This is a genomic window from Pedobacter sp. 01T416_2 (genome assembly GCF_056398925.1).
Genome location: NZ_JBFTQI010000731.1, coordinates 1 through 2,934 on the forward strand (window position 1 = coordinate 1; position 2,934 = coordinate 2,934).

A 2,934-nucleotide genomic window follows, 5' to 3' on the forward strand; every position below is an offset into this window, starting at 1 on the left:
GTTCTATATAAGGCTTGTCCCAATAAATAAACGACGAATCGGATTGATCTTTATACTTTTCGTAAGTTAAAACGGAATCTGCTTTACTTAACCTGAATCGAAAAGGCTGTGCATCTGCAGGGTAGAGTTTTTTTAATTTCAATATGTTGGCAAGCCTAAAAGCCAGTTGAAACTCTTCACTACTAGGGTCAATATCCTTCCCTATCATAACCTTACCTTTTCTGTATGCGATATATAAGGAGTCGTAATAAAACTCACTGCGTGGACTAGYCTCAATAACAATTTTTGTTGGATTAAATTTAGCCAGCCGATCAACAAGACCTTTTATCTGTTTCTGCCTATCCGCGCTAAGCATATCCACCTTTAACTCGGCTTGCGTAGTATTTGTATCAATTTTTTCTCCAGCAAAATGAAATACACCTAACAGCAGTATCTGTGGCTTTGGCTTATTTTCCATAAAAATTTCTGATACCCGCCTTTGGATTTTAGATCGATTCGGTTGAGCATAACCATTAACCGCAATAAGCAGTGCTAACCAGGTGTAAAAGAGATAATTTCGCATAACAATATCATTTATGCTACAAAACTATGGTGGATAACCTGTTTTTAAACTCGGCGATCGACCAAACTGTTGTTTCGTTCGACCAAACACTTTTGTTATCTTGAAGAATTGCTATAAATACCTCAAATTAGCACGGTTAAAAAAAACAATGTCCAAAAAAATATTATATCTCTTTCTTTTCTTTATTGCGTTCTACTATTTAACGGCCCTGGCAAAGGACCTGTCTGATATTGCGCAGGGAAAGCAGACTTTCCAAATATTTAGAGATGCCCAGGTTCAGATCTTAAGGCTCCTACATTCCCTGGTTTTTTGTACTACATCTCTTGCAGGTTATCTAATTTTCACGAAATGGTATGAAGTTAGGGGTGCCTTTAAAACAATTTCCGCTTTCGTACTCTCTCTGTTCGCCATAATTTCTGTTAAGTACTTTCTAGAACAGATTATCTGCCCGTATTTTTGCGGGTTTCGCAATTACCCTAAAAATGTGAGTTTTGCGTATTATTATTTGGATAGCTTTAGCTATAGTTTTTATTATTCCGTATGGGGGCTTGCTTTTTTCTTTTTTGATTTTGTTAAACGAAAAGAACTAGAAAAAAAAGAAATCCAGTTGCAGAATCGGATTGCGGAACTCTCATTTTTAAGGGCTCAGGTCAATCCTCATTTTCTATTTAATTCCATCAACAATATTTATTCGCTTGTTGCCACTAAACCACAATCTGCACTACCGGTTTTAGCGCAGTTAAGTAGTCTGATGAGGTACATGCTTTATGAAAATGAAACAGAGGTACCTTTAAAAAAAGAACTAAAATATTTAATTGATTACCTAGAATTACAAAAAATCAGATATGAAAATCCCGATATAGTGATTATGGATCTTATTTTGGAATCAATTGACTTAACTATCGCACCTTTATTATTACTGCCATTTATTGAAAATATTTTTAAGCATGCCGACTTAAGCACCAATTCGGATAAGGCCGTGATTACGATTAAGACACAACAGACCAAATTAATGTTAAACACTGTAAATAAAATATACTCAGTTAGCAAAACGAAATCAACAGGTATAGGATTGGAAAATATTAGCAGGCGGCTTCAACTACTTTACCCAGATGCACATTCACTTATTATTCAAGAAAATAATGGTTATTACTCGGTTTCGCTCGTACTAAACTTAAAAGCATATGTTAAATGATTAGATGTGTAATTATTGATGATGAGCCTTTAGCCGTTTCTTTACTGAAAGACCATGTAGAACAGGTTACTGGTCTCCAATTGTTGTTGGCAACAACAGATGCGCTCTCAGCGATAGAATTTATTCAGAGTTCAACAGTTGATCTTTTATTTCTTGATATCCAGATGCCAAATTTGAACGGAATTGAGGTAATGAAAATCATTGATCACAAATGCCTTGTTATCTTAACCAGCGCTTACAGTGAATACGCTATCCAGGGCTTTGAATTTCATGTAGTTGATTACCTTTTAAAGCCCTTAACATTCAGCCGTTTCCTTACTGCAATAGCTAAGGTTAAAGACAGGTTTAAGGGAAAGGAAATTTTAAAAGAAGAATTTATATACCTGAAGGTTGAGCAGCGCATGCATCGGATTAATTTCTCCGACATTCTTTACATTGAAGGTTTAAAAGATTATGTAATAGTACATTTAAAGTCGGGAAAAATTACAGCCCTACAGACCATGAAAGGCATGGAAGAACTATTACCATCAATTAATTTTGTAAGAATGCATAAATCCTATATTGTTTCGGTTGCTAAAATAGAGCAAATACACAAGCAACATATCATCTTAAACAATACAATTATTCCTATCGGAGATTTTTACAGGGATAATTTTTTAAAACAGGTGTTGAATAGTTAGCTTCGTGGTAAGAAATCAGCACCAGTGCCTTTTGTACTTATGAAGCTTTAGTGTTTAATCGAAATATCAATTAAAACCCCAAAAAGAATTGCTGTAAGAAGCAAAAAAAGGGGAATCGGCAGCCATAACCGATGCCATATTAATTGGATTTCTGATCGGTGTTGTATTTTACAGCGTGATGAAAAACAGTTTAGGCTTTTTAACACTCATCCCCTTATTTTTCATTTATAAGCTGACAAACAACTCAAAATATAACAATCAGGAATTAGAAAACCTTTTAAAAGAAAGAGGTTTGAAATAAGAAAGGTGGCTGATAATCAGATAACGGAGTAATAATCGTACAGACATTCCGTGAACGATCTTGACTAATAGATTTAAGAGTAAAAATATACAGGAAAAAATCTAAGAAAGATGGAATCCAATATCAAAATCATTAATAAAAATGAAGGCGAATATTTAGGCATTGCAGGAGGTAATTACAGGATCATCATTTCTGG

Annotated in this window: 3 protein-coding genes; 2 read left to right on the forward strand and 1 reads right to left on the reverse strand. The window is 34.5% G+C overall.

All coding sequences use genetic code 11. The features are described from left to right. The coding region (locus tag AC1DPQ_RS23235; RefSeq protein ID WP_477611016.1) for a DUF5694 domain-containing protein at positions 1-457 on the reverse strand (457 nt) is incomplete at its 3' end. 253 nt (positions 458-710) lie between these two features. On the opposite strand from AC1DPQ_RS23235, the gene AC1DPQ_RS23240 reads away from it, so the two are divergent. Together AC1DPQ_RS23240 and AC1DPQ_RS23245 are read left to right on the forward strand one after the other, a co-directional pair. Beyond that, positions 711-1,757, forward strand: a complete 1,047-nt coding sequence (locus tag AC1DPQ_RS23240) for a sensor histidine kinase (RefSeq protein WP_477611017.1) — start codon at positions 711-713, stop codon at positions 1,755-1,757. Further along, positions 1,754-2,437 carry a LytR/AlgR family response regulator transcription factor gene (locus tag AC1DPQ_RS23245; protein ID WP_477580419.1) on the forward strand — a complete coding sequence of 228 codons (684 nt, stop codon included), beginning with the start codon at positions 1,754-1,756 and terminating at the stop codon, positions 2,435-2,437. Before AC1DPQ_RS23240 ends, AC1DPQ_RS23245 begins: the two co-directional genes overlap by 4 nt. Positions 2,438-2,934: the final 497 nt, after the last annotated feature.

Coding starts and splice junctions, on each gene's coding strand:
- AC1DPQ_RS23240 (WP_477611017.1), top strand. CDS start 711: ATGTCCAAAAAAATATTATATCTCTTTCTTTTCTTTATTGCGTTCTAC.
- AC1DPQ_RS23245 (WP_477580419.1), top strand. CDS start 1,754: ATGATTAGATGTGTAATTATTGATGATGAGCCTTTAGCCGTTTCTTTA.